23 protein-coding genes are annotated in these 24,254 nt (G+C 66.1%); 4 read left to right on the top strand and 19 right to left on the bottom strand.

The genetic code is table 11. The annotated features are described in order from the left end of the window. Nucleotides 1-122 precede the first annotated feature (122 nt). Both B2246_RS14235 and B2246_RS14230 read right to left on the bottom strand, forming a co-directional pair. Entirely contained in the window at nucleotides 123-464 is a 342-nt protein-coding gene (locus tag B2246_RS14235) for a hypothetical protein (RefSeq protein ID WP_035884099.1), read from the bottom strand. 164 nt (nucleotides 465-628) lie between these two features. Next, the gene (locus B2246_RS14230) at nucleotides 629-1,108 is read right to left on the bottom strand and encodes a polyhydroxyalkanoate granule-associated phasin (RefSeq protein WP_008644178.1); all 480 of its coding nucleotides are present in this window, start codon (nucleotides 1,106-1,108) and stop codon (nucleotides 629-631) included. Between the two features lie 208 nt (nucleotides 1,109-1,316). Between B2246_RS14230 and B2246_RS14225 the strand changes: the two genes are divergently transcribed. Together B2246_RS14225 and B2246_RS14220 are read left to right on the top strand one after the other, a co-directional pair. Next, nucleotides 1,317-2,243 (top strand): LysR family transcriptional regulator, encoded by a 927-nt coding sequence (locus B2246_RS14225; protein WP_011519684.1) that lies wholly within the window; start codon nucleotides 1,317-1,319, stop codon nucleotides 2,241-2,243. A gap of 100 nt (nucleotides 2,244-2,343) precedes the next feature. Then, the gene (locus tag B2246_RS14220) at nucleotides 2,344-3,339 is read left to right on the top strand and encodes a Bug family tripartite tricarboxylate transporter substrate binding protein (protein ID WP_017512405.1); all 996 of its coding nucleotides are present in this window, start codon (nucleotides 2,344-2,346) and stop codon (nucleotides 3,337-3,339) included. Nucleotides 3,340-3,393: 54 nt separating this feature from the next. Here B2246_RS14220 and B2246_RS14215 read toward each other — a convergent pair whose 3' ends face one another. The 7 genes from B2246_RS14215 to araD all read right to left on the bottom strand — a co-directional run bounded on the left by B2246_RS14215 (nucleotide 3,394) and on the right by araD (nucleotide 11,420). Continuing rightward, nucleotides 3,394-4,011 (bottom strand): LysE family translocator, encoded by a 618-nt coding sequence (locus B2246_RS14215; protein ID WP_008648762.1) that lies wholly within the window; start codon nucleotides 4,009-4,011, stop codon nucleotides 3,394-3,396. A 75-nt stretch (nucleotides 4,012-4,086) separates the two neighbouring features. Further along, nucleotides 4,087-5,676: an EAL domain-containing protein gene (locus tag B2246_RS14210; RefSeq protein ID WP_286882341.1), complete on the bottom strand. Its 1,590-nt coding sequence runs from the start codon at nucleotides 5,674-5,676 to the stop codon at nucleotides 4,087-4,089. A gap of 286 nt (nucleotides 5,677-5,962) precedes the next feature. Continuing rightward, entirely contained in the window at nucleotides 5,963-6,817 is an 855-nt protein-coding gene (locus tag B2246_RS14205; protein ID WP_286882340.1) for an intradiol ring-cleavage dioxygenase, read from the bottom strand. Between the two features lie 107 nt (nucleotides 6,818-6,924). Further along, a complete protein-coding gene (locus tag B2246_RS14200) occupies nucleotides 6,925-7,863 on the bottom strand; it encodes a 2-hydroxyacid dehydrogenase (RefSeq protein ID WP_029307084.1) in 939 nt (312 codons plus the stop codon). 42 nt (nucleotides 7,864-7,905) lie between these two features. Next, nucleotides 7,906-8,874 (bottom strand): Bug family tripartite tricarboxylate transporter substrate binding protein, encoded by a 969-nt coding sequence (locus B2246_RS14195; RefSeq protein WP_286882339.1) that lies wholly within the window; start codon nucleotides 8,872-8,874, stop codon nucleotides 7,906-7,908. A gap of 79 nt (nucleotides 8,875-8,953) precedes the next feature. Next, nucleotides 8,954-9,673, bottom strand: coding sequence for a ribonuclease activity regulator RraA (locus B2246_RS14190; protein WP_008647180.1), 720 nt, complete (start codon nucleotides 9,671-9,673; stop codon nucleotides 8,954-8,956). A gap of 7 nt (nucleotides 9,674-9,680) precedes the next feature. Then, a complete protein-coding gene (araD, locus tag B2246_RS14185; RefSeq protein ID WP_035884093.1) occupies nucleotides 9,681-11,420 on the bottom strand; it encodes an L-arabinonate dehydratase in 1,740 nt (579 codons plus the stop codon). 248 nt (nucleotides 11,421-11,668) lie between these two features. Here araD and B2246_RS14180 point away from each other — a divergent pair, with 248 nt between their 5' ends. Then, nucleotides 11,669-11,971, top strand: coding sequence for a helix-turn-helix transcriptional regulator (locus B2246_RS14180; protein WP_324608912.1), 303 nt, complete (start codon nucleotides 11,669-11,671; stop codon nucleotides 11,969-11,971). Between the two features lie 42 nt (nucleotides 11,972-12,013). Here B2246_RS14180 and B2246_RS14175 read toward each other — a convergent pair whose 3' ends face one another. From B2246_RS14175 to fliF, 9 genes are all read right to left on the bottom strand, one after another. Beyond that, a complete protein-coding gene (locus B2246_RS14175; RefSeq protein WP_008647186.1) occupies nucleotides 12,014-13,483 on the bottom strand; it encodes an SLC13 family permease in 1,470 nt (489 codons plus the stop codon). A 143-nt stretch (nucleotides 13,484-13,626) separates the two neighbouring features. Next, the gene (alkB, locus tag B2246_RS14170) at nucleotides 13,627-14,289 is read right to left on the bottom strand and encodes a DNA oxidative demethylase AlkB (protein WP_008647188.1); all 663 of its coding nucleotides are present in this window, start codon (nucleotides 14,287-14,289) and stop codon (nucleotides 13,627-13,629) included. 66 nt (nucleotides 14,290-14,355) lie between these two features. Continuing rightward, a complete protein-coding gene (locus B2246_RS14165; RefSeq protein ID WP_008647191.1) occupies nucleotides 14,356-15,390 on the bottom strand; it encodes an alpha/beta fold hydrolase in 1,035 nt (344 codons plus the stop codon). 188 nt (nucleotides 15,391-15,578) lie between these two features. Continuing rightward, entirely contained in the window at nucleotides 15,579-17,066 is a 1,488-nt protein-coding gene (locus B2246_RS14160) for a flagellar hook-length control protein FliK (protein WP_286882338.1), read from the bottom strand. A gap of 15 nt (nucleotides 17,067-17,081) precedes the next feature. Continuing rightward, nucleotides 17,082-17,534 carry a flagellar export protein FliJ gene (gene fliJ / locus B2246_RS14155; protein ID WP_008649006.1) on the bottom strand — a complete coding sequence of 151 codons (453 nt, stop codon included), beginning with the start codon at nucleotides 17,532-17,534 and terminating at the stop codon, nucleotides 17,082-17,084. Further along, nucleotides 17,527-18,999: a flagellar protein export ATPase FliI gene (gene fliI / locus B2246_RS14150; RefSeq protein ID WP_286882337.1), complete on the bottom strand. Its 1,473-nt coding sequence runs from the start codon at nucleotides 18,997-18,999 to the stop codon at nucleotides 17,527-17,529. Before fliI ends, fliJ begins: the two co-directional genes overlap by 8 nt. After that, nucleotides 18,992-19,828: a flagellar assembly protein FliH gene (gene fliH, locus B2246_RS14145; protein WP_286882336.1), complete on the bottom strand. Its 837-nt coding sequence runs from the start codon at nucleotides 19,826-19,828 to the stop codon at nucleotides 18,992-18,994. The genes fliI and fliH overlap by 8 nt, the downstream gene beginning before the upstream one ends. Further along, a complete protein-coding gene (fliG, locus tag B2246_RS14140; protein ID WP_011519667.1) occupies nucleotides 19,815-20,828 on the bottom strand; it encodes a flagellar motor switch protein FliG in 1,014 nt (337 codons plus the stop codon). The genes fliH and fliG overlap by 14 nt, the downstream gene beginning before the upstream one ends. Beyond that, nucleotides 20,815-22,497, bottom strand: a complete 1,683-nt coding sequence (gene fliF / locus B2246_RS14135; protein ID WP_017511937.1) for a flagellar basal-body MS-ring/collar protein FliF — start codon at nucleotides 22,495-22,497, stop codon at nucleotides 20,815-20,817. The genes fliG and fliF overlap by 14 nt, the downstream gene beginning before the upstream one ends. 369 nt (nucleotides 22,498-22,866) lie before the next feature. Here fliF and fliE point away from each other — a divergent pair, with 369 nt between their 5' ends. After that, a complete protein-coding gene (gene fliE, locus B2246_RS14130) occupies nucleotides 22,867-23,187 on the top strand; it encodes a flagellar hook-basal body complex protein FliE (RefSeq protein ID WP_011519664.1) in 321 nt (106 codons plus the stop codon). A gap of 237 nt (nucleotides 23,188-23,424) precedes the next feature. On the opposite strand, the gene B2246_RS14125 is transcribed toward fliE, so the two are convergent. Next, complete coding sequence (locus tag B2246_RS14125) at nucleotides 23,425-24,087, bottom strand: hypothetical protein (protein WP_286882334.1); 663 nt, start codon at nucleotides 24,085-24,087, stop codon at nucleotides 23,425-23,427. Nucleotides 24,088-24,254: the final 167 nt, after the last annotated feature.

Here is a 24,254-nt window from a genome sequence, read left to right as displayed (position 1 = left end):
ACAGACGGCGCGGACGCGCTGAAGTGGTGCGGCTGTCGTCGGCCCGTCACCTGAGGCAGAACGCCCGGTGCGGCCTTTCGGCCGCACCGGGCGAGTTCATTGCGTCAAATGAGGGTTGAGGGCTACTTGTCGGAGTCGGACTTGGCGCCGTCCACGAAGGGGTCGAACTTGCCGGTGCGCGCGCCGTCGGTGTACGGGTCATACTTGCCCGCCTTCGCGCCCTCGGTGTACGGGTCGGCCTTCTGGTCCGGCACCAGATTGGATTGCGCCGACGTGTTCGCGCCCTGGGTGTAGGGATCGAACTTGTCGCCGGCCCTGGCGCCGTCGGTGTACGGGTTGTACTGGTCCGACTTCGCGCCTTGCGTGTAGGGGTCGAACTGCTTCTTGTCCTGGGCATGTGCCATCGGCGCGGCCACCACGGCCGCCGTGGCAACAATCAGGCTGGTGAGGAGGATCTTGCGCATAGTCGCCTCGCGAGATGGGCGCGAATCACTTGCCTGGCCGGGTGCGCCCAGAATGCCATCGGGCAGGCGGCATGACGCGGAGGTCAGTCCCTTGCAGCATAGTCGTTACAACGAAGAACGACGATCTCCGCGTGATGTCGCCGGAACGAATCTGCAACCGTTGGTTACGTCGATGACGCGGCCTTACCTTTGCGAGGATGCGGCGTCTCGCGGATGGACGATGCAGGAACGTCTTCCACCTCGCCCTTCGGTGCTGTGGCAGGCATATCGGTGAGGGCCGCTGGCATCAGTGACAACGGTGTTGGCAGCACCGGCAGTCCGAACATGTGACCCCAGGCATCCATCCATGCGCGCTGCGTGGAGGCCGTCAGTTCGATCATGGCCGTGGCGTAGCGCAGCGGGATCGACAGGAACGGGATCTGGCACGACCATTCGCGCACGTAAAAGTCCTCGGGGTCCTGCGGCACGAAGCACGATGCCCAGTCGAACTGGACTTCCTCGAACATCGAACGTGTGAAGTCGGCATTGAGGCCCATGAACTTGTGCCAGCCCTCCATTGCGGTGTGATCGAACGACGTCAAGGCCTGGAACGAGAATGTCGGCATCGGCCACAACGTTGCGGCAGCCGGTGGGGTGCTTTGCATGGTGGAAGCTCCGTTTGGGTACACGTGGTGATCAATAGCGTGGCAAGCGAGGACTGTGCCTGCCATCCGCCAGATGACGGTGCATGTGCGATGACGGTAGCGTCACCGCGCTGCACGGCGAGGACGATGTCGACATGCTCGACCATCGTGCCCACCCGGTCAACCCGCGTACAGGGCACAATACCGGGGGCTTGTGACAGGAGAGGAAATGGAACTGCGGCAGTTGCGCTACTTCGTGCATGTGGTGGAGCTTGGCAGCATGGGACAGGCGGCCCAGCGGCTTGGCGTCGTCACGTCCGCGTTGAGCCAGCAGATCAGTCGCCTCGAGAGCGAGCTATCCACGCGGCTGCTGCAGCGCACGTCGAGCGGCGTGGTGCCGACCGACGCGGGCCTGGCCTTCTGGCGTCAGGCGCAACTGGCGCTGCGCCACGCGGACGATGCTGCGCGCGCGGCGCGGACGGCGCGGCTGTCAGGCCACGTCAGCGTGGGCATGGCACCGAGCACGCTGGCGGTGCTGGGGCCTCCGTTCATGGTCGCGATGCGCGAGCGTTATCCCGATATCCGTCTTCATCTGGTCGAAAGCCTGTCAGGCAACCTGGCTTCGATGATTGGCGCACGCCAGCTCGACCTGGCCGTGCTGTTCCAGCTCGAAGCGGGTCAGCGCTGGAGCACCACGCCATTGCTCGAAGAGCGGCTTTTCCTGATCGCGCGCCCCGATCAGCCTGGGTTGCCAGCGGCGAATGCGGTGCGGCTCGAGGACATCGGCGACATCCCGCTGATTCTGCCCAGCAGCGCGCACGGCCTGCGCGCCGTGCTGAACGCGGCCGCGGCCCGTCACCAGCGTGCGCTGAACGTGGTGGCCGAAATCGACGGGCTGGCCGTCCTGATGGACGCCGTGCGTGCCGGCATTGGCGCGACGATTCAGCCTGGCGCCGCCGTGGCGCGCCATCTGGGCGACCCGCTGGCGCTGATCGAGATCGCCGATGCCAGCGTCAGGCGTCCGAACCTGCTGGTCAGCCTGTCGGACGACGAGCTGTCGCCGGCCGGCCTGGCAGCGCGAGGCGTGCTCGAATCGGTGGCCCGCCAACTGGTCACGGCCGAACGCTGGCCCGGTGCCACCCTTCACAAATCCTGAACACCTCCCGCCGGCACGGGGCTGGTGCAGGCTTCGCCACCTTCGTAAAGTCTCAGGGATCAGGCATTTCAGAATTCCATAGTTCCCCGAGGAGACTCGCATGACCCCATGCATGGCGCGCCGCACGGCGCTCAGGATGCTGGCGGGGGCGGCCATTGCCATGGCTGCCGTCCCGACCGGCTCCGCATTTGCCGCCGACCACTGGCCGTCGAAGCCGATCACGCTCGTTGTGCCGTTCGCGTCGGGCGGCACCACGGACATCATCGGCCGCGCAGTCGGACAACGGCTGGGCGAGGCGCTTGGCCAGCCCGTGGTGGTCGACAACCGTCCCGGCGCGGGTGGCACCATCGGCGGCGCGCTGGTAGCGCGTGCGAATCCGGACGGCTACACGTTCCTGCTGGCGACCGTGGCCCACACCATGGCCCCCGGCATCTACAAGACGCTGCCGTACGATTTCCAGAAGGATCTGGAACCGATCGGCATGGTGGCGCTGACGCCCAACGTCGTGCTGGTGAACACGTCGATTCCCGCCAAGAACGTGCAGGAACTGATCGCCTACATCAAGGCCAATCCGGGCAAGGTGAACTACGGTTCGGCGGGCATCGGCAGCACCGAGCACTTGTCCGGCGAGCTGTTCCGCTCGGCTACGGGCACCGATATCTCACACGTGCCCTACAAGGGCGGCGCGCCGATGATGACCGACCTGATCGCGGGCCAGATCCAGATGGCGATCGAGACCAGCCCGTCGGCAAATCCGCACGTGAAGAGCGGCAAGGTCAAGGCGCTGGCCGTCACGTCGGCCAAACGTTCGCCCGCCTATCCTGGTGTGCCGACGGTGGCGGAAAGCGGCGTGCCCGGCTACGAGGTGACCACGTGGTATGCGCTGATGGCGCCGCGCGGCACTCCGGAGCCGATTCGCCAGCGCATGAGCGCGGAACTTGCCAAGGTGCTGAAGCAGTCGGACGTGCAGAAGCGCTTCGACGATCAGGGCGTGACGGCTGGCGACATGACGCCGCCGCAGCTTGCCGCCTTCATCAAGACCGAAACCACCAAGTGGACCAAGGTGGCGAAGGATTCGGGCGCGAAGGCCGAGTAATCAGCGGTATGGCATCGGGGTGGTCATATCCCCGGTGCCGCCAGGGGTATAGGGCTACAGGGCGCGCCGGATTTCCGACACACCGAACGCGGCCAGCGCCACCCCGGCCGCGCGATCAATCCATTGGCGCACGCGCATCCCCAGCGCATGACGGGCGCCACTGACGATCGTCACCAGCACGCACCACCACAGGATCGAGCCGCAGAACACGCCGAGCACCGTCGTCATCGCGATCGGGGTCGAGAACGCGCCACGCGGCGCCAGTGTGGCGAACAACGCGGCGAACATGATGATCGTCTGCGGGTTGGTCAGTGTCAGCAGCAGCGCGCTGCCAAAGGCCCGTACGCCGTACCCGTTGCTGTTCAGCGTAGCCGCCTGGTCGGTCGGCTTCTGCAGGAACGTGCGCAGCCCCAGGTAGACCAGGAACAGCCCGGCGGCCAGGTGCAGTGGCTTGTCGTAGGCCAGCATGAATTGCGAGACGCCTACCAGCCCCAGCGCCGCCACCAGTCCGTAGATCGCGTCGCCGCAGGCAATGCCGAAGCCGATGGCCAGCCCGGCGCGGGGCCCGTCGGTCAGCGTCCGCCGGATGCAGAGCATTCCCATCGGGCCGACGGGGGCGGCCACGGCCAGGCCCACGCCGGCAGCGGTCAGGAACAGGGCGGGTAGCGACATGCGGCGGCTCCGGGGTCAATACGTTGGGAAACGATTCGGCGGCGTATCACCGGTGAGGTGGGTCGATTCTAGCCGTCAGGCCACGGCTTGCGGCGTGGCCCGCGTCATCAGTTGCGCCAGTTCCACAGCGGGCATGGGCCGCCCGAACAGCCAGCCCTGGCCGTAGTCGACGCCCTGCTCGCGCAGGAAGTCGGCCTGCATCTTGTCCTCGATGCCCTCAGCGATGACCTGCAGGCCGAGCGACTGCGCCATCGCGATGATGTGCGGCGCCACGGTACTCGACGCGGCCTCCTGACCGATCGTGTCGACGAACGACTTGTCGATCTTGAGCGCATCGACCTTGAAGCTCTGCAGGTAAGACAGGCTCGAATAGCCGGTGCCGAAGTCGTCGATATAGACCGGGTGTCCGGCATCGCGAAACGCCTGGATCGTGTCGCGGGCCACGTCGGGCTCCAGGAAGCCGCGCTCGGTGGCCTCGATGCGGATTTGCTGGGGCGCGATGCCTGAGCCGCGCAGTCGCGCATTGAGCACGCTCAGAAAGCGCCGGCTCTTGAGGTCTTCCACGCCGACGTTGATCGACACGTAGAACGACGGGAACCGGCGCAGCAGCGTGCCGAGTTCCGACAGGATAATGTCCAGCACCTGGTCGGTGATCTGCTGGATCAGTCCCGCGTTCTCCGCCATCGGAATAAACAGGTTGGGCCGCACGAGCCTGCCGTTGCGGCGCCAGCGGACCAGCGCCTCCACGCCCACCCAGTGGTTGTCCGACAGCGAGGCGATCGGCTGGTAATGCACCACCATCTCGTGGCGGCGCACGGCGCTGCGCAGTTCGCCTTCCAGGCTGAAGCGCCGCGTGGCGCGTCGCCAGACCAGGATACCGAGCGGCACGCCGGCGGACAGTCCCACCACGAGCCCGCCGATCAGCAGCGACTTCCAGTTGGCCAGCAACGCCGCGCGCGGGGCAAGCACCACGACCGCCAGCGGCATGTTGCGTGATTTACGCAGGACGATCGAGGCGTCGTCTTCCTGCGCGGCGTCGGCGCCTGACCCATATGAGTGTTCCGAGTAGGCCTGCTGCAGCCGCGTCAGGTTCGCGCCCTGCGTTGCCGAGAAGATACGGCCGGCATCGGTCTGCACCACGGCCAGCATCCGTGATTCGCGATCGACGACATCGACGAAGACCTGCGAGTCGAGCCCAACGTTGTTGCCGTTGCGGCCGATCAGCACCACGTGGCGCTGGGCGTTGAACGGAACGGGCTGGTCGAACCAATAGTCGAGCCCGTCAGGCGTGCGCCAGTCGGGCGGCGGCAGGGGGAACTGTCCAGGCTCGATGGGGCCAAGCAGCGCCGAGCAAAGCCGTTTGCCGGCGCGATAGATGCCGGCGTCCTGAATATAGGAATAGGTGTAGGTGATGCGGCGAAGCTGGACCAGGTTGGCGGGTGTGCATGGCTCGTCCCGGAGCATCTCCATATCCTGCAGCGCACTGATTGCCTGCGTCATGACCAGTTCAGCCCGCCGGGTCGCGGCATCGGCAAACACGCTCAGTTGGTCCGCCTCGCGCCGGTTCGCCTCGAGCTGCGCCATGAACACACCGATTCCCACGGGAAACAGCGTGGCCAACGTCGTCAGCGCGATCGTCACCACCAGGAACCAGCTTCGCTGCATCGGGGGCCCTCACGAGACTGCGCTGCACGCGGCGCCTTCGGTGGGCGCCATCCATTGACCAACTAGTACTGAGTGGAGGTGAGCTGCAACAGGGAAATCACTGCCGTTGTGGGGAGCATAGCGAACAATTGCCGATCATGTCTGATACTTTTTTCGGCGGCGGCAAGCGCCCCGAACGCCGCTACCACGGGTTTGGCGGCGGCAATCCGTACAGCGTAGGGGATTTGACTGCACCCGGTATATCCGTCATGCGGGTGAGACGGAACCGGGGCGGTGGGGCGGGATGCTACTTCTGGAGATGCTGGCCGGGGACGATCGCCTCGACGCGGGCCATGCCTTCGGCAGGCACCGTGGGTTCGCCGAAACCGCCGGGTGCGCCAGGTGCGCCCGGTGGAAGGCCGGGCGGTGGCCCCGGCGGATGGCCTGGCTCGCGTGGCGGCGTGGCGGCGGGATCGACCACCAGCGTCAGCGTGATCACGTAGCGGTCGCGGGCTTCGCGCACGGCGCCCAGCACGGTATCACCGGCCATCAGCGCGATACCGTCATTGCGGTTGAGGACTTCGCGCACGCCCTTGCGGCGGTACGTCGGCAGTTGCGTATAGAGATACTCGCTGAGCGCATCGGGCAGGAAACACTGCGTAGTCAGCAAAGTACGGCTGCCGTCGAATACCTTCATATGCAGATGCGTGGCGCGCCCGGCGTACCAGCCGGGGTAGATGGTGCGGAACACCGCCACGCCGTCGGCGCCCGCCGGCTGGCTTCCGCGCAGGAATGTGCGGTCCCGCATGGACACGCGCTGGCCATGGTCATCCACCTGGCCCGCATAGCCGGAATAGACCCCCGAGGCATTGCAGTGCCAGAGGTCGACGCGCCTGCCCGCGAGCGGCCGGCCGTGCATGTCGACCACCGTGAAGCGGACTTCCACCGGCACGCCGGGCTGGCCTTCGGTGATGTCCTGGCGGACCTTGCCGGCATCGAAGTAGAACGGCCCCTCGGTGGTCTGCGCGGTGAGGGACAGAAGCGCGGCAGGCGTTTGCGCCGTGGCCATGCGCGATGCGGCCATCAGGCCGGCGCCGCCAAGTCCCATGGCCAGCAGATGACGGCGGCGCCCCGAGGGCCGGGGCCGAGAGTCTTCGGGCATCACACGTTCCGTTAGGGCGATGAAGATGTGGGATGCCAGTGTAGTCCGGGCCGGGGCGCGCAGTATTTCTGCCTGGTGTCGACCCGGCTACACTTCGGGCGACGACGTCAGACGGCGGATTTCAGCACCGCGCCGGTGGCGAAGAAGCTCTGGAGGTTGTCGAACACCAGATCGGCCATGGCGGCACGGGTCTCGTGCGTGCCGCTGGCCACGTGCGGCAGCAGCACCACGTTGTCGAGCGCGAACAATGCTTCGGGCACGTGCGGCTCGCGCTCGAACACGTCGAGTCCCGCGCCCGCGATGCGCTTGTCGGTCAGCGCGCTGACGAGCGCGGCTTCGTCCACCACCGTGCCGCGTGCGATGTTGATCAGATAGCCCTGCGGCCCGAGTGCCTCCAGCACGCTGGCCGAGATCAGGTGCCGCGTGGACGGGCCACCCGAGGTTGCCACCACCAGGAAGTCAGCCCAGCTCGCCAGCGCTTCGAGCGACGGCTCGAATCCGTAGTCCACGCCGTCCTGCGGCTTGCGGCCGAAGTAGCGCACCTCCATGTCGAATCCGATCGAACGCCTGGCGATGACCCGTCCGATGCGGCCCATACCGACGATGCCCAGGCGCTTGCCGCTGACGCGCGTGGTCAGCGGATACGGGCCCTTGGGCCATTCGCCGCGCCGCACGAAGCGGTCCGCGGCGCTGACCTGTCGCGCGGCGTCCATCAGCAGCGCGAACGCGGTGTCCGCCACGCAGTCGTTGAGCACGTCCGGCGTGTAGCCGACCGCGATGCCGCGCGCGCGGGCCGTCTCCAGATCAAGCTTGTCGGTGCCCACGCCAAAGCTCGAGATCACGCGCAGGTTCGGCAGCGCGGCCAGCATTGCGGCATCGACGCCAATCGCGGCGCGCGTGGTCATCGCCACGAACTCGCCACCGTGTTTTGCCAGATAGCCGGCGGGATCGGTCTCGGCCCAGAACGGATGGACATCGAACTGCTCGGCAAGCTGGGCTTCGGTCTTTTCCGGGAGTCGGCCATGCTGAAGGAGGCGGGGTTTCATGCGAGAAGAGTCCTTGTTATCGGTGTTTTGGCTGGGTGCGGGTCAGTCCGCGCTCAGATGATTATCGGCGATGATCTTTGCATAACGCTTTCGGTCCTGGGCGATGATGGCGGCGAACTGCTGCGGCGTATTGCCCACTGGAATCGCGCCTTGCTCGATCAGTTGCTTCTTCACGTCGGGCATGACCACCACCTGCTTCACGCTGGCGGCGATCTTGTCGACGATCTCCTTCGGCGTGCCGGCCGGCGCCAGCAGTCCCACCCATGAGCCCGACTCCGCGTTCTGGATGCCGGCTTCGGCCAGCGTCGGCACATCTGGCATCGACGGCGAGCGCACGGTGCCGGTCACGGCCAGCGCGCGCAGCTTGCCGGCCTTTACGTGGCCGGTAGTTTCGAGGATCGACGCGAACAACATGTCGACGTTGCCGGCCATCAGGTCGGTCATCGCCGCACCGCCGCCCTTGTATGGGACGTGGAGCATGTCGGTGCTGGTCGCCGCCTTGAAGATCTCGCCAGACAGATGCGGCGAGCCGCCGGTGCCGGAACTGGCAAACGTCAGCTTGCCCGGCTTGGCCTTGGCCAGCGCCACGAGTTCCTTCGGCGTATTCGCGGGCAGGCCCGGCGTGACCACGAGCGCAAATGGCAACTCGGCCATCATCGTCACCGGGACGAAGCCGTCAGGGTTGTAGGAGAGCTTCTTGTACAGGAACGGATTGATCGATTGCGTGCCGACGTTGCCCGCCACCAGCGTGTAGCCATCGGGTTTGGCGCGCGCGGTGAGTTCCAGTCCAACGTTGCCGGCCGCGCCGGGGCGGTTGTCGACGACCACCGGTTGTCCCCGGAGCTGCGACAGGCGCTGGGCTACAAGGCGCGTGCCGATGTCGGTGCCGCCACCGGGAGTGAACGGCACGATGATCGTCACGGCGCGTGTGGGCCAGTTTGTCTGCGCGGGGGCGGTGACGGAGAGCGTGGCGGCGCAAAGCGCCACGGCAAGGCGGGCTGTCTTCAACATGGGGTCTCCCGATCGTTATCGTTATCGTTTGTGATGCGCTCCCCTCGCCCACGTCGTAGGAGAGGAGAGATCGAACGCGTTACCGCCCGTGTTCCTTCCGCCAGACCGCGAAATCCTCACGCGCCTTTTCAGTGGTGGGCGGATACAGCCCGATGATCGAGCGGCCCTTGCGTACCTCCTCGGTCACGAAGTCCTCGAACGCCGTCATCTCCACCGCCTCGGCGGCGATGTCCTCCACCATTTCCTGCGGGATCACGACCACGCCTTCCGCGTCGCCGACGATCACGTCGCCGGGAAACACCGCCACATCGCCGCAACCGATCGGCACGTTGAATTCCAGCGCCTGGTGGAGCGTGAGATTGGTCGGAGCAGATGGGCGATGGTGATAGGCGGGCATCGCCATCTGGGCGATTTCAGGAGAATCGCGAAAGCCGCCGTCGGTAACGATGCCGGCGCCGCCACGTTGCATCAATCGGGTCACCAGGATCGAGCCCGCGGATGCGGCGCGCGCGTCTTTCCTGCTGTCGATCACCAGCACCGCGCCGGGCGGGCATTGCTCGATGGCCTGGCGTTGCGGATGGTTCGGATCCTGGAACACGGTGATCGGATTCAGGTCCTCGCGCGCCGGGATATAGCGCAGCGTGAACGCTTCGCCGACCATCGTGCCGGGGTTGGACTGGATCGGCCGCACGTCCTGGATGAACTGGTTGCGCAGTCCGCGCTTGAACAGCGCGGTGCACAGCGTGGCGGTGCTGACGGTTTTCAGCGCGGCGAGCAGGGCAGGGGTGAGCTCGGACATGGCGGGTTCAGTAGATGCTTGGTTCGCCGGCGGCTTCGCCGAAGTCGGTTTGCAGGAAATCGAAATCGCAGCCGTCGTTGGCCTGGCGGATATGGCGCGAGAACATCCAGCCGTAGCCGCGCGAGTAGCGGGGTGGCGGCGGTTGCCATGCCGCGCGGCGGCGTTCCAGTTCTTCGTCGGAGACTTCCAGATGGATGCTGCGCCGGTCGATGTCGACCGTGATCAGGTCGCCGGTTTGCACCAGCGCGAACGGCCCGCCGATGTACGCTTCCGGCGCCACGTGCAGGATGCAGGCGCCGTAGCTCGTGCCGCTCATCCGTGCGTCGGACATGCGCAGCATGTCGCGCACGCCCTGTTTCACCAGCTTCTTCGGAATCGGCAACATCCCCCACTCGGGCATTCCCGGTCCGCCCTGCGGCCCCGCGTTGCGCAGGATCAGCACATGATCGGCCGTAACGTCGAGGTCTTCGTTCTCGACCGCTGCCTTCATCGACGGGTAGTCGTCGAACACGAGCGCCGGACCGGTATGTTTGAAGAACCGCTTTTCGCACGCGCTCGGCTTGATCACGCAGCCGTCCGGTGCGATGTTGCCGCGCAGGACGGCCAGCGCGCCTTCCTGGTAGAGCGCGTTGTCGCGCGTGCGGATCACGTCGTCGTTGTAGACCTCGGCCCCGGCGATGTTCTCGCCCAGCGTGCGGCCGGTGACGGTCAGCGTGTCGAGATGCAGCTTGTCCCGGATGCGGCTCATCAGTGCGGGCAGCCCGCCCGCGTAGAAGAAGTCTTCCATCAGGTACTTGTCGCCGCTGGGCCGGATGTTGGCGATCACGGGCACGTGGCGGCTCATGCGGTCGAAATCGTCGAGGCCGATGTCATGGCCCGCGCGGCGCGCCATGCTGATGACGTGGATGATCGCGTTGGTCGAGCAGCCCATGGCCATGGCGACCGCGATGGCGTTCTCGAACGCGCGGTGCGTCTGGATGCGTGCCGGCGTCAGGTCTTCCCACACCATCTCCACGATGCGGCGACCCGATTCGGAGCACATACGGATGTGATTGGCGTCCGCCGCCGGAATCGACGACGCACCCGGCAGCGTCATGCCAATGGTCTCGGCGATCGCCGTCATCGTGCTGGCAGTGCCCATCGTCATGCACGTGCCGTGGCTGCGCGCGATGCCGCCCTCGATACCGATCCACTCGGCCTTGCTGATGTTGCCGGCGCGGCGTTCGTCCCAGTACTTCCATCCATCGGAACCGGAGCCGAGTACCGTGCCCTTGTAGTTGCCGCGCAGCATCGGCCCGGCCGGCACGTAGATCGCCGGCACGCCGGCGCTGGTGGCGCCCATCAGCAGGCCCGGCGTGGTCTTGTCGCAGCCACCCATCAGCACGGCCCCGTCGATCGGGTGGGAGCGGATCAGTTCCTCGGCCTCGATCGCCAGCAGGTTGCGGTAGAGCATGGTGGTCGGCTTGACCGAGCTCTCGGACAAAGAAATGGCCGGTAGCTCCACGGGGAAACCACCGGCCTGCAGGATGCCGCGCTTGACGTCTTCCACGCGCTGCTTGAAGTGCGCGTGGCATGGGTTGATGTCGGACCACGTATTGATGATGGCGATGAGCGGCTTGCCCATCCATTCATCGGGCGAGTAGCCCATTTGCATGATCCGTGAGCGGTGCCCGGATGAGCGCAGATCGTCAGGCGCGAACCAGCGCGCGCTGCGGAGTGCGTCCGGCGTCTTTCTATGAGCCGTCATCTTGTCTCTTCCACGTTGGTATTCGTCATAGTCGTCAGTTGTCATACGACTATTGGCTGGCACAGTGTACTCACCGACGCAACCGGGCGTCAATGCAAGTCAGATATGTGGCGGTTGGGATTGCGCGACAGAAAATTCGCCCGATGCGCCACATTCATGGCGTGTCGGGCGTGAAAATTTGTCATGAATATCTCGAAATTGATAGATTTCAGATATTCATTTCTCGGTAATCAATGATGTCGAGAGTCGTGATTTCGAGCAGCGAGCAGCTCGGCCAGGTGCTTCAGGGCGCGCGGAAGATCGCGGGCCTTTCCCAGGCAGATGCCGCAGCCCGGCTGGCTATCAGCCAGAGCCGCATCTCGCACCTGGAACTCAACCCCGAGACGATCAGCGTGGCGCAACTACTGGCGCTGCTGGCTGCCTATGACTTCGATCTGTTCGTGGAGCCGCGCGCGTTGGACGACAAACCGGACGACAAGCCGGACCACAAATCGGACCACAAGCCGGGCACCACCTTGAGCGACGCGGAGATCGACCGGTTGGAGTGGTGAGGTCGTGAGGTCGTGAGTTGTGCGGTCAGGGGGCTGAGTGGTTCAGGGCAGGTAGCCCAGCAGGCGCCACCAGAGATAGTCCAGCGGCAGCAGCGCCACGATCGTGATGGCCGCCATGGTCAGGCACAGGCGCGTGCCGTGCCGCAGGCCTACGCCGCCCAGCTGCATTGCGATCATGATCGGCGGTGACTGGTACGGAAAGAACACGGTAGAGAACACCGGCACCTGCAGCATCAGCACGGATTCAAGCGGCAGTCCGGTGGCCTTCGCCAGATCGGCGGCAAGCGGCGTCAGCACGGCCGGCAGGGCCGGCAGCGTGGACAACATGCCGATGACGGCGCCCATCGCGCCAATCGTGCCGACATTCGCCGCAGTGTGACCGGGCGTCATCGGCAGCCAGTGCAGCAGCCCCGCGCTGATCGCGCTGCCCAGGCCCGTCGATTCGACCACCGCGCCCAGCCCCAGGAAGCCAGCCACGTAGATCAGCGGTACCAGGTGGACCTGCTCGGTCATGGCCTTGGGCGATACCAGCCCGATGCCCGGCAGCAGGCAGATGATGCACGCTGCCAGCGAGATCCACGCGGGCGAAACGCCATGCCAGGCATCCGTGGCGAAGCCCGCCACGGCCAGCGCCAGGATGATGGCCAGCGCACGCTCCTGCGGCCCCATCTGCGTGCGGACGCTGGCGGCTTGCGGCGCGATCGGCCCGCTTTCCGGGAACATGCGGCAGATTACCCAGATCAGCACCACGGTCTTCAGCACGCCGAGCACCGGGAAATGCAGCAGCAGATAGCTGCCGTAGCTCAGGTTGATGCCATAGAGCGAACTGGCAGCGCCCAACAGCACGCTGTTCGGAATATTGGCGGGCAGGATCGACGTGGGCGGCATGTAGCTGGCGGCCGCCACGGTCAGCACCATGCCGATGCGGCCGTTGGAGCCGGGCGCGAAGCCAAGGCGGTCGGCCAGCGCCAGCACGATCGGCATCAGCAGCAGCACGCGGCCCGTGGTGGAGGGCATCAGGAAGGCCAGGCCCACCGCGCTGAGCGCCACCGTGGTGATCACCTGCGGATAGGTGCCAACGCGCTTGTGGAAGATGATGTCGGCCAGCCGCAGCGCCAGTCCCGTGTTGCGCAACGCCACGCCGGTGACGGCGCCACCAAACATCAGCCACCACGCGGTGGACGTGAATCCCGAGAACACCACCGTTGGCGGGGCGATATGGAACACCACTGCGGCAAGGAAGAACAGCAGCGTGGCGGTGGGCTCCGGTAGCGCCCCGACCGCCCAGCAGCACACCGTCGACAACACCAGCGCGCCGGCCCAGATCAGCGCGGGCGGCGCCTGCAGCCACTGCCCTGCGATCCATACCACGCTGATGCACGCGGCGATCAGCAATGCGGCGCGGATCGAATCGGCCGGGCGGCCGCCGAGCGGCGCAGGTTTGGGTGGTGGGGTTTCCTGTCGTGGCGCGGTGTTGTCGGGCTGGCCGGTATGGCCGGGAGAAGCTGACATCGGGGTTGTCTCGCTGGCTGCCGGGCGCAACGTGGCGCCGGCCTTGTTCTGAAGATGGTGCGGAGCCGCTATCGTAGTGGTTGTCCTGGTGTGCAGGCAACTGCCCATGCGATCCCGCGTAACTGGCAGGTCTTGGGTCTTGCTTAGCGGGTCTTGCGAAACGTCAGGTTGATTCGCTCGCTTCCGGTCAACGCATGATCGCCGTCGGCCAGTGGGGCGATGCCGTGGAAGACGAGCCGGGACGGCCCACCCCAGACCACCACGTCACCATGCGCGAGCCGGAATCGGTCCGGCCGGTCGGCGCGACGCAATCCACCCCAGAGGAAGACGGCCGGCAGGCCCAGTGAGACAGAAACGATCGGTGCGCGCAGATCGAGTTCGTCACGATCCTGATGCAGCGACAGGCGCGTGCCCGGCAGATAGCGGTTGATCAGGCAGGCATCGGGCGCGAAGCCGGGATAGCCAGCCGCTTCCGCCGCGTGTTCGGCCAACGACCGGAACACGGCAGGCATGGCCGGCCAGGGCCGTCCTGACTCCGGATCGACCGCATCGTAGCGATACCCAGTGCGATCGGACACCCAGCCACGCTCGCCGCAATTGGTCATGGCCACGGACATACGCAGGCCGCCCGGCGTAATCAGATGGCGGAACGGCGCTTCGGCACTGATCGTCTGCACGGCGGCGAGCAGTTCCGGCCCCGTATCCCGCGCGAATCCATGCAACACCACGGCGCCCGGCGCAAGCGTCTCCACGGCAGGCGGGGCGTTGGAATCAGCGGGAAGGGCGTCGAAGAGGTCGAAGGTCATGGCGGGCATTTCGGGTACCTGGGATGGTACTCGGGATCGCAGTTGCCGTTTTCCTGCCAGCCACGCCTACTTCCCACCCACCTTCGCCAACCCTTCCAGCAACGCCTTGTGGAACGCCTGCGGATCCTGCATCTGCGGTGCGTGGCCCATGTCGGGGAATTCGACCAGTGTCGTGTTCGGAATCGCCCTGGCGGTCGCTTTCGCCAGTTCGGGGTAGTGGCCGAGCTTCGCCTGCACGTCCGGCGGCGCGGCGTCCTTGGCGATGGCGGTGGTGTCCCGGTCTCCGATCATCAGCAGGGTCGGGGCCTGGATCGCACTTATTTCATAGACCACGGGTTGCGTGAAGATCATGTCGTAGAGCAGTGCCGAGTTCCACGCAACGATCTGCTTGCCCGGGCCACGGTTCATGCCGGCCAGCATCTGCACCCAGGGCTCGTATTCGGGCTTCCACTGGTTCACGTAGTACGTCGATTTCTCGTAGTTGCGAATCCGCTCGGCCGTCACGTTGAGTTCGCGCGCGTACCACTGGTCCACCGACAGCGACGGCACGCCCTTGGCCTTCCAGTCCTCCAGGCCGATCGGGTTGACCAGCACCAGTTGCGCGGTTTCCTTCGGATACATCAATGCATAGCGCATCGCCAGCATGCCGCCCGTGGAATGGCCCATCACGGTGACGTCGTGCACGCCGATCGAGGCCAGCAGATCGTGGGTATTGCGCGCGAGTTGCTGGAACGAATACTGATAGTGCGGCGGTTTGGTCGATTTGCAGAAGCCGATCTGATCGGGGGCGATCACGCGGTAGCCGGCGGCGGTGAGCTGCTGGATGCTCTCCTGCCACGTGGCAGCGCAAAAATTCTTGCCATGCAGCAGTACCACGGCGCGGCCGTTCGGCTTCTCCGGCTTGACGTCCATGTAGGCCATCTCGAGCGGCTGCCCTTGCGAACTGAAGCGATATTGCTGAACCGGATAGGGGTAATCGAATCCCTCGAGTTGGGGACCGTAGGCCGGGCCGCTATCGGCGGTCTGGGCAGCGTGGGCAGCTTGGGCGAGTGGGACGGAGAGGGCGATGGCTGCGAGCAGCAGCGGACGGACTTTGAGCATGGTGCGCAGGGGGCGTGCGGATCGGGAGGGGAATCGTCGCACAAATGCCCATGTCGTGCTTGGGCGGCCCCTCGGCCTTCTGCCCTCGTGGGCGAGGGAGTGCGCGCCGGCGCACGCATCAAGCGCGAGTTGTGTTCTCCCTCTCTCCCATGAAATGGGAGAGAGGGAGAACCCGTGGCGCAGTCGAATCAGGCAAACGTATCGACTTCCCCACGCGCCAGCACGCGCGGTGCGCGAGGCGCTGCCACCGTTGCCTGGACCGGCGCATCCTGCGTCAGCCCGGCGGCCTGCGCGAATGCGCTGCCGCTGCCCGGTTGGCGTTGTTGCTGCTGGCCGCCGTTGCCAGCCTGGGCGAAGCCATCGCTGCCGACAGACGTTTGGCCAAGCTGGATACCGGCTTCGGCCATCGACGTGCGCAGGTGCGGCAGCGCGGCTTCCACCGCGGCGCGCACGGCCTGGTGCGGCGAGACGAACTGGGCCTGGGCCTGATCGTTGACCACATTGAGCACGACCTTGAGCGGGCCGAGGTTCGGCGGGTTCAGGTCGAGTTCGGCGGTCTGGCTGCCTTGCGTGGAGAGTCGCACCATCTGCTGGCCCAGTGCCTGAGCCCACTGGCTGTCGCCAAGATTCGGTGCGACTGCCGGGCGCGCCGCTGCTGCGGCGGCCGTGGTCTGTGCGGCGTTCGCCTGGGATTGCGCGGACAGGGCCGATGCCAGCATGGCAGCGCTGCTCGGATTCGTGGCGCCGGTGTCGGTGCCTTCACCCGTGCGTGCGCTGGCCTGCGCAATGGCATATGGCGTGGCGACGGGCGTCTGGCTGGCTTGCGTCGAGTCGGCTTGCAAGGTCGGTTGCGCGCCGTGGCCGAGGCCGGTCTGTTGCTGGCCCGCGTTTTGGCCGCGCGCGTCCTGCGCGCCCGTCTGCGCCGGGGTGTTGAGCGCGGCGGCGATCTTGTCAGCGGCGGTCGGCGTGCTGTTCTGCGCAGCCGCGCGCTGCTGGGCGATCGTGGCCAGCGTGTCCGCCGGGCTTGGCGCGGTTCCCTTGGCGGCAGTGCCGGCGGTAGTCGTGGCCGATTGCGCGTCGGCGGCCTGGGCCAACAGCGTGGCGGCATCGGTGGCCGGGTTTGCTTGCGTGGCGGTCGCGGTCGCCGCGGTCTGAGCGGCGAGCGGGAGGCCGTTGGCACCGGCTAGTCTGGCTGCATCCGCGGCTGCATTGGCCGCTGCATCGGCGGCTGCGCCACCAGTCAGTGCCGTCGTGGCGGGTGCGGCCTGCTGTGCCAGCATCGCAGCGGCCAGGGCTGCTGCTGCTGCCTGCGCGTCGCTCGAAGGCGTCGAGCCATCGTCGCTGGCTTGCGTGCTGTCGTCCTTCTTGCCGGTCGTGGCGTTGGTCTTGCCGTTGTCTTTCTGCTGCGGTGTGCTGGAAGCGCCCGACGTACTGGCCTGCGTAGTCTGCTGCCGCGTGTTCTGCGATGCGTCTTCCTTCGGCGCGCTGGTCTGGCTTGAATCCTTGGGCTTGCTGGCGACCGGTTGCGCGCTCTGCGGGGCGCTATCGCGCGCGCGCGATAGCGCGTCCTGGAATGCCTTGGCGTCCGCGGCGGCGGCGCTGGCGGCATTGGACTGCGTCAGGGTCTTGAGGGCGGCGTTGGCGGTGTTACCGATAAGCTGGCTGATATCGATCATGGTCTCTTCGTCGGATCAGGTTCGGCCGGCCGCCGGCTGGCGGGCGATGCGGGCCGCGTATTCGTCGTTGGCGCGCTGCTCGCGCCGGGCGGAGACTTGCTGCTCGCGTGTTTCCGCCCGCGTGATCAACGTATCGAACGAGTTCTGGCGGCGCTTCTGCTGCTGCCAGTTGGCGCGTCCGGCCAGCAGGTCGGCCTCGGCCTTGGCCAGCGCATTGGTCTGCTGACGGATGGCGTGGTCAAGCGAATCGAGGAAGCGCGAGAAGTCGTGCCAGCGGCTCGACGACATGCCTTCGGCGGCGATCGCTTGCATCCGGACGCGGTACTCCTGACGGTACTGTGTCAGCGCGTTGAGCTGTTGCTCGGCCTGGGTGCGCAGCCCCTGCAGTCGACCCAGTTCGCGCGCGGCCTTGTCCGTGTCGTCCTGGGCCAGGTCGGCCAGCGTATTCAGCGGATTGTGCTTAACCATGATGCGTCCTCTCGAAGAGATCGTGCAACTGGGCGATCGAGGCGTCGTAGCCGGCGCGTTCGTGAATGTCCTGCTGCAGGAAGGCCTCCATGCGCGGATACATGCGAATCGCGAGATCGAGCTCCGGATCGCTGCCGGGCACGTAGGCCCCGACACTGATCAGGTCGCGGTTGCGCTGGTAGCGCGACATCAACTGCTTGAAACGCCGCACGGAGGCAAACTGCGGCGCGTCGATCAGCGCAGTCATGGCGCGGCTGATCGACGCTTCCACGTCGATGGCCGGATAGTGGCCGGCTTCGGCAAGGCTGCGGGACAGCACGATATGGCCGTCCAGAATGGCGCGGGCGGAGTCGGCGATCGGATCCTGCTGGTCGTCGCCCTCGGTCAGCACCGTATAGAACGCGGTAATCGAGCCGCCGCCTTCGGGGCCGTTGCCGGTGCGTTCCACCAGCGTCGGCAATTTGGCGAACACCGAGGGCGGGTAGCCTTTGGTGGCGGGCGGCTCGCCGATAGCCAGCGCAATTTCGCGCTGCGCCATCGCGTAACGGGTCAGCGAGTCCATGATCAGCAGCACGTGCTGGCCCTTGTCGCGGAAATATTCGGCCAGGCGCGTCGCGTAGGCAGCGCCCTGCATGCGCAGTAGCGGCGAGGTGTCAGCCGGCGCGGCCACCACCACCGAACGCTTGCGGCCTTCCTCGCCGAGGATGTTCTCGATGAATTCCTTCACCTCGCGGCCGCGTTCGCCGATCAGGCCGACCACGATCACGTCCGCATTGGTGTAGCGCGCCATCATGCCCAGCAGCACGCTCTTGCCCACGCCGGAACCGGCGAACAGGCCCATCCGTTGGCCGCGACCGACGGTCAACATGCCATTGATCGCGCGCACGCCGGTGTCGAGCACGGTCTCGATCGGCGCGCGTGTCAGCGGGTTGATCTGCGTGCCGGCCAGCGGAACTTCGCTGGCAGCGGTAATCGGGCCGAGGCCATCGAGCGGCCGTCCGGCCGCATCGAGCACACGGCCGAGCAGGCCATCGCCAACCGGCAGCCGCTTCGATCCCTGCTCGCGCGGCGCGCCGGCGCCGACCATGCCGTTGGGCAGCGGCGACGGCTCCAGCGGATAGACGCGCGCGCCCGGTACCAGGCCGGCCACGTCCGATTGCGGCATCAGGTAGAGACGGTCCGCGCCAAAACCGACCACTTCGGCTTCTGCCGTGCGCGGGCCGCCATGCGAATGCTGTCCGGTGGGCAGTTCGATCAGGCAGTCACTCCCCACGGGCAGACGCAGCCCCACGGCTTCCAGCACGAGTCCGGCGGCACGCGTCAGGCGGCCACAGGTGCGCTTGCTGTCGATTTCGCTGACGCCGGCCGATGCGGCTGCCAGTGCGTCGCGCCAATGGCTGACATGCGGGCCGACGTGCGCGGCGGGGGCGTCGGGCGCGGTGGCCTGCGCTGGCTCGTCACGCATGGGGCGGCTCCCACGGATCGTTGCGGCCCAGCGCCTTGACCACGCGCTGCCAGCGCGTGGACAGGCTGGCGTCCATCTCGCCGCTTGCGGCGCTGGCGATGCAGCCACCGCGTGCGATCGACGGGTCGGCCCGCAGCGTCCAGCCGGCGGCTTCGAGTTCGCCGCACAGGTGTGTTTCCACCAGCGCGATGTCTTCCGGGTTCAGCAGCAGGCAAGGCGCGCCGGAGAGCGGTGGCTCGGCGGTCAGCAGTTCCCGCGCAGCCGGCAGCAATGCGGCCGGATCGAGCTCGACGGTCTTGCGCACGAGCTGGCGGGCCACGTCCAGCGCCAGGCCGATCAGCGCGTTGGAGATATCGTTGTCGACGCGGCCAAGCGCGTCGTGGAAGTTGGCGGCAAGCTGCTGCAGGCGGGCCGCTTCATTGCGTGCCGCTTCAAGCCCGCGTGCGTAGCCTTCGCGGTGCCCATCGCCATAACCTTGCGTCTGGCCCTGGTTGTAGCCCTGCGCGTAGCCCTCCTTGCGGGCCCCGTCGCGCATTGCGTCCAGCGCTTCGAAATCGATTGCCGGGGGTGGTGGCGGTTCGGCGGGCAACTGGGCCGCCAGCGCCTTGCGCAGGACATCGCGCGGATCCAGCGACTCCATCTGCCAACGCTGCCAGCTTTCGCCGCGCGAGCGTGGACGGGCAGGGGGCTGGAAGCCCTGGAAGCCGTCGTCGCTCTCGTGCAGGTTGGTCAGGCCGCCGGTCGCGCCCTTGGAGGGCGCGCCGAAGAACCCTGGATCGCCGTGGCCCGGGCCACGGCCAGCGGAAAAACCGCGGTCAAACGTAGGCATCGTCGCCTCCGCCAATCTGGATTTCGCCGGCCTCGGCCAGACGTCTCACGACCTGCAGGATGGCCTTCTGCTCGGCCTCGACCTGCGACACGCGCACCGGTCCCAGTGCCTCGAGGTCCTCGCGCAGCATCTCGCCGGCACGCGTCGACATGTTGCGGATGAACTTGTCGCGCAGCTCCTGCGGCGCGCCCTTGAGCGCGACGATGAGCGATTCGGTGGCCACTTCCTTGAGCACGCGCTGGATGCCGCGGTCTTCGATCTCCAGCAGGTTCTCGAACAGGAACATCTCGTCGATGATCTTCTGCGCCAGGTCGGCGTCGTGCGTGCGCACGCCGTCGATGACCGCTTCCTCGTGGGCCGTGCTCATCAGGTTGATGATCTCGGCCGCCGTGCGGACGCCGCCCATGCGGCTGCGCTTCAGGCTCTGGCCGGCCAGCAGCTTGGTCAGCACGTCGGTCAGTTCCTGCAGCGCGCCCGGCTGCACGCCACCGAAGGTGGCGATACGCAGGATCACGTCGTTGCGCAGGCGTTCGGTGAAGAAGCCCAGCACTTCCGAAGACTTCTGGCGGTCCAGGTGGATCAGGATCGTGGCGATGATCTGCGGGTGTTCGTCCTTGATCAGTTCTGCCACCGAAGTCGAATCCATCCAGTTCAGCGAGTCGATGCCGCCGCCCGGATCGCGCGATTCGAGGATGTCCTCGATCACGGACAGCGCGCGCTCCTCGCCCAGCGCCTTGTTCAGCACGCTCTTGATGAACGTGCTCGAATCGACGTCCAGTGCCAGGTACTGTTCGGTCTCGTTGCGGAACTCGGACAGGACCTCGGACATTTCCTCGCGCGTCACCGATGACAGGTTGGCCATCGCCGAACCGAGTTGCTGCACTTCGCGCGGCGACAGGTGCTTGAAGACTTCGGCGGCTGCATCCTCGCCCACGGCCATCATCAGGATGGCGCTCTTCTGCAGGCCCTTTTCGGGCACTCCCTTGTTAGCCTTCGTCATTTGCCATCCAAGTCTTGATTACGCTGGCGACCAGGCGCGGGTCGCGTTGCGCGGCGTCGCGCACCAGGGCGAGATCGCTTTCATATTTCGCGGCCAGGCGCAGCACTTCCGGATTGGTTTCCTCTTCCGGCGGCAGCAGAACGGCTTCGGTGGCGGCTGCCGTCTCGGTAGGCGCGGGCAGCGGCGGCGCGGTGTACTTGCGCAGCACCGGACGCGCCACCTTGAACCACAGGAACACGGCCAGCAGGGCCAGCAGCAGGTAGCCGACGCCGGTCTTGGCCAGGTCGATCATCTGCGGCTGCTTCCACACCGGCACTTCCGGCTCCGTCTTGACGTCGCTCGTGAACGGGCTGTTGACCACGTTCAGCGAGTCGCCGCGGTCGGCGGAGAAGCCCATCGCTTCCTTGGTCAGGTTTTCGATCTGGGCCAGTTCCTTGGCTGACAGCGCCTCCGTCACCGGCTTGCCCTTGGCATCGACCTTGGTGCGGTAGTTCACCACCACGGCCACCGACAGACGCTTCACACCGCCTGCTGCCTGCTGGACGTGGCGCACCACGCGGTCGAGTTCGTAGTTGGTGGTGGAGTCGCGGCGGCTGTTGCTCGGGCCGGTCTTCTCGGCCGTCTGGGTCGTCTGCGCGGGCTGGTTGGCCTGTGCGGGCGGATTCGGCTGGCCGGGCTGGCGCGGCGGTTGCGGCGTGGTCACCGGGGCCACGGCGGCGGCCGGCGGCTGGTTCGACAACGCACCGGGCACGCCACCTACAGGCGTGCCACCCTGCGAGTTCGATTCGCTGGTCTGCTGGCTGCGGATCGCGGCCTTGGTCGGGTCCTGGTTCGGTTTGTAGCTCTCGTCGGTATGCTCGACCGACGAGAAATCGACATCGGCCGTGACCTGGGCGTGGATGTTGTCCTTGCCGAGGATCGGCGCGAGGATCGACTCCACGCGCTTGACGTAGCCCTGCTCGACCTGTTGGACGTACTTGAGCTGGCTGGCATCGAGCGAACGATCGTTGGTGCCGGACAGCAGGTTGCCCTGCTGGTCGACGATCGAGATCGACTTCGGCGTCAGTTCCGGCACGCTGGAAGACACCAGGTGCGTGATCGCGGCCACCTGGCCTTCATCGACGGCGCGCCCCGGGTAGAGTTGCAGCACCACGGAGGCGGTGGGCTTCTGGCGCTCACGTACGAACAGCGTGGGCTTGGGAATCGCCAGGTGCACACGGGCCGACTGCACTGCGCCGATCGATTCGATCGAACGGGCCAGTTCGCCTTCCAGCCCGCGTTGATAGTTGACCTGTTCAGCGAACTGGCTGATGCCGAACTTCTGGTTGTCCATCAGTTCCATGCCGGTCGTGCCGCTTTTCGGCAGGCCCTGGCTGGCCAGCCGCAGGCGCGTCTCGGCCACCTTGTCAGCCGGCACCATGACCGCGCCACCACCTTCGGCGAACTTGTACGGCACGTTCATCTGCTGGAGCGACTGGATCACGGCACCGCCGTCACGCTCCGACAGATTGGAATACAGCACCTTGTAATCCGGCGCGCGGGACCACATCACACCCACGGCGATTGCGGCGACCAGCGCGGCCCCGCCCAGCATCATGGGCAGGCGCGGATTGGCCTTGACCTTTTCGAGCAGGGCCGTGCCGTTCGGCAGGGTTGCGGTCGCGTTCATGCGCGCGTCTCCGGCTTGGCTGGGCAGAATCCGCCCTTGCCACTCTGGCCTTTGCTGCCGTTAATCTTCCCGGCACGGCTCAAATCACGCTGCAGAAAAAACACGCGCACTCCCCGCGATAGTTGATGTTCATGGCCGGGGGCGGGCTGCAATGGTCGCGGCTGTTCCGCCAGATCCGGCACGGTAGCGATGATCGGGCAGAAGGGCCAACGACAATCGGCTGAATAGGGGAGGTTTTCCTGTCGATTTCGTGCTTTGGTCGGCACGGGCGGATGGGTACAGTGCGAGGACTGAAACTGGATGGCGTGTGACTCATTAGGCGCGTCGTCCGTTCGCCTCTCTCTTCAAGTTCAAGGACCCGGACGCGTCATGACCATTTCTTCCATCGAGGGCATGCTCCAGCAAATGCGCGCCACCGCGCAGGTGGCCGGCGGCGGCGCCGCGCCCCAGGAGGCATCGGCGGCAACCGAAAGCTTCGCGGGCGAGCTGCAGCGCTCGCTGCAACGCCTGAATGCCACGCAGGACCGTGCCTACGGCAAGGCCGAGGCATTCGAAATGGGCAAGGCCGGTGTGTCGCTCAACGACGTGATGATCGACATGCAGAAGGCCAACATCTCGTTCCAGACCGCCGTGCAGGTGCGCAACCGCCTGACCGCTGCGTATCAGGAAATGATGAACATGCCTGTCTAAGAAGCCGCTTCAAAAAGATTCTGGAATCGTTGCGGGGCCTTGCCGTACGACTTGTACTGTCTGCGGTCCCGCCCTTGCAGGGCGCGCATGTGCTCGCAGGCACATGCCGTTCCGCAGGCGGCTCGCACAGGAGCCGAAATCCCTGCTTCACCCTAGCCAGAACCGCTTCGCTTCATTCTGGAACGGCTTCCAAGGGCGCAGGTCCTGAGGGCATAGGGGCAGCCTGGGGGTAGCCGCTTAGATGTGGAAGACCTCTTCCACGTATCGATGGCTGCGCGGCTTGAAGGCGAGTTCGCCGCCCTCCGCGCCGAAGACCATGCAGTCTCCCGGCGTATCGCGGTTCACGACCTGTGTGCCGATCGAGATCGTCGATAGCCCGCCTATGCGGCTGCGGCCGATGATGGAGCTACCCGGATACATGACCACCCCTTCGCCCAGCACCGGCGCCACGTCGTGATTCCGACCGACCGTGCAGTTCTGGTGAAGGATCAGGTAATTGCCGTAGGTGGCCTTGGTCAGCACGATTCCCGTTGAATGGCCGAGGATGAAGATGTCCGGCATGGCGATCTCGTAGAACAGATCGATGCCGTTCAGCGCCTTGTTGAGCAGGAACAGTCGGGTGCAGGTATCCGTGTCGCCACCGTTGCGCCAGATGGTGTTGGACAGGTAGTACAGGAACAGGCAGTACTGCGCCGAATGCAGGTAGTTGAACCTGCCGTGTGGCCATACGCGATTGGCATTCAGGCAACGCTCCACCCGCGCCATCGCCTCGGCGAAATCTTGCGTGATCGCGCCGCGAACGTCCGCGCCATCCGGGAAGAACGTGCCAATCTGAGCGCAAACATAATCGATCAGGCTCGCGCGGGTATGGTTGATCAGCTCCACGGCGGAACGCTCCATGTGGTGACGAACAATGCGCCAGGGACTCGTGACGCCACATGATACGCATCATCGCCCGGGGCCAGAGTCGGTGATTGGTAGAAAAGCTGCCGTTTTTCGCCGAAGTTTGCCGGATGGGGATGGGCGGCGCGGCAGTAATCTGCGCAGACTCCAATCAGGAGCGCGCG

The organism is Cupriavidus sp. UBA2010, from assembly GCF_002335265.1.
Classification (GTDB): Bacteria; Pseudomonadota; Gammaproteobacteria; order Burkholderiales; family Burkholderiaceae; genus Cupriavidus; species Cupriavidus metallidurans.
This window is presented reverse-complemented; position numbering and strand designations above follow the sequence as displayed.

Bases quoted from the DNA above. Each gene is read 5' to 3' on its own strand.
- B2246_RS14205 (WP_286882340.1), bottom strand. From the start codon at position 6,817: ATGCCCGAAGACTCTCGGCCCCGGCCCTCGGGGCGCCGCCGTCATCTG.
- B2246_RS14165 (WP_008647191.1), bottom strand. From the start codon at position 15,390: ATGCTCAAAGTCCGTCCGCTGCTGCTCGCAGCCATCGCCCTCTCCGTC.
- B2246_RS14125 (WP_286882334.1), bottom strand. From the start codon at position 24,087: ATGGAGCGTTCCGCCGTGGAGCTGATCAACCATACCCGCGCGAGCCTG.
- B2246_RS14215 (WP_008648762.1), bottom strand. From the start codon at position 4,011: ATGTCGCTACCCGCCCTGTTCCTGACCGCTGCCGGCGTGGGCCTGGCC.
- fliG (WP_011519667.1), bottom strand. From the start codon at position 20,828: ATGACGAAGGCTAACAAGGGAGTGCCCGAAAAGGGCCTGCAGAAGAGC.
- fliH (WP_286882336.1), bottom strand. From the start codon at position 19,828: ATGCCTACGTTTGACCGCGGTTTTTCCGCTGGCCGTGGCCCGGGCCAC.
- fliF (WP_017511937.1), bottom strand. From the start codon at position 22,497: ATGAACGCGACCGCAACCCTGCCGAACGGCACGGCCCTGCTCGAAAAG.
- B2246_RS14210 (WP_286882341.1), bottom strand. From the start codon at position 5,676: ATGCAGCGAAGCTGGTTCCTGGTGGTGACGATCGCGCTGACGACGTTG.
- fliI (WP_286882337.1), bottom strand. From the start codon at position 18,999: ATGCGTGACGAGCCAGCGCAGGCCACCGCGCCCGACGCCCCCGCCGCG.
- B2246_RS14175 (WP_008647186.1), bottom strand. From the start codon at position 13,483: ATGTCAGCTTCTCCCGGCCATACCGGCCAGCCCGACAACACCGCGCCA.
- fliE (WP_011519664.1), top strand. From the start codon at position 22,867: ATGACCATTTCTTCCATCGAGGGCATGCTCCAGCAAATGCGCGCCACC.
- B2246_RS14230 (WP_008644178.1), bottom strand. From the start codon at position 1,108: ATGCAAAGCACCCCACCGGCTGCCGCAACGTTGTGGCCGATGCCGACA.
- araD (WP_035884093.1), bottom strand. From the start codon at position 11,420: ATGACGGCTCATAGAAAGACGCCGGACGCACTCCGCAGCGCGCGCTGG.
- B2246_RS14235 (WP_035884099.1), bottom strand. From the start codon at position 464: ATGCGCAAGATCCTCCTCACCAGCCTGATTGTTGCCACGGCGGCCGTG.
- fliJ (WP_008649006.1), bottom strand. From the start codon at position 17,534: ATGGTTAAGCACAATCCGCTGAATACGCTGGCCGACCTGGCCCAGGAC.
- B2246_RS14195 (WP_286882339.1), bottom strand. From the start codon at position 8,874: ATGTTGAAGACAGCCCGCCTTGCCGTGGCGCTTTGCGCCGCCACGCTC.
- B2246_RS14220 (WP_017512405.1), top strand. From the start codon at position 2,344: ATGACCCCATGCATGGCGCGCCGCACGGCGCTCAGGATGCTGGCGGGG.
- B2246_RS14225 (WP_011519684.1), top strand. From the start codon at position 1,317: ATGGAACTGCGGCAGTTGCGCTACTTCGTGCATGTGGTGGAGCTTGGC.
- B2246_RS14160 (WP_286882338.1), bottom strand. From the start codon at position 17,066: ATGATCGATATCAGCCAGCTTATCGGTAACACCGCCAACGCCGCCCTC.
- B2246_RS14200 (WP_029307084.1), bottom strand. From the start codon at position 7,863: ATGAAACCCCGCCTCCTTCAGCATGGCCGACTCCCGGAAAAGACCGAA.
- alkB (WP_008647188.1), bottom strand. From the start codon at position 14,289: ATGACCTTCGACCTCTTCGACGCCCTTCCCGCTGATTCCAACGCCCCG.
- B2246_RS14190 (WP_008647180.1), bottom strand. From the start codon at position 9,673: ATGTCCGAGCTCACCCCTGCCCTGCTCGCCGCGCTGAAAACCGTCAGC.